The sequence below is a fragment of the Ruegeria sp. R8_1 genome (assembly GCF_017743815.1).
GTDB lineage: Bacteria > Pseudomonadota > Alphaproteobacteria > Rhodobacterales > Rhodobacteraceae > Ruegeria > Ruegeria lacuscaerulensis_A.
Genome location: NZ_JAGHRL010000029.1, coordinates 1 through 587, shown reverse-complemented (window position 1 = coordinate 587; position 587 = coordinate 1). Strand labels below are relative to the sequence as shown.

Annotated in this window: 1 rRNA gene; it reads right to left on the bottom strand. The window is 49.4% G+C overall.

The window, feature by feature from the left end:
- Positions 1-587 (bottom strand): 23S ribosomal RNA (locus tag J7380_RS20295); the annotation flags it as partial.

Sequence of the window (587 nt, the reverse complement as noted above, 5' to 3'; positions counted from 1 at the left end):
CTATTAAGACTCGCTTTCGCTGCGCCTACACCTAACGGCTTAAGCTTGCTAGATAGACCAAGTCGATGACCCATTATACAAAAGGTACGCTGTCAGCCCTCAAGGGGCCTCCAACTGATTGTAGGCGTTCGGTTTCAGGTACTGTTTCACTCCCCTCGTCGGGGTGCTTTTCACCTTTCCCTCACGGTACTGGTTCGCTATCGGTCAGTAAGGAGTACTTAGCCTTCGAAGGTGGTCCTCCGATCTTCAGACAGGATTTCACGTGTCCCGCCCTACTTAATACATCCCTCAGAGCTTCCTATACGGGGCTGTCACCCACTATGGCCCGTCTTCCCAAACGGTTCTAGTCACTCATCAGGCTTGGCTGGTCCGCGTTCGCTCGCCACTACTAGCGGAGTATCAATTGATTTCCTTTCCTCCGGGTACTTAGATGTTTCAGTTCCCCGGGTTTGCTCTTAAGACCCTATGTATTCAGGTCAAAAGTACCTGGTTAAGAACATTATAAATTACCGAGGTAATTATAATGAACTTTCAGGTGGGTTCCCCCATTCAGAGATCCATGGATCAAAGCTTATTCTCAGCTCCCC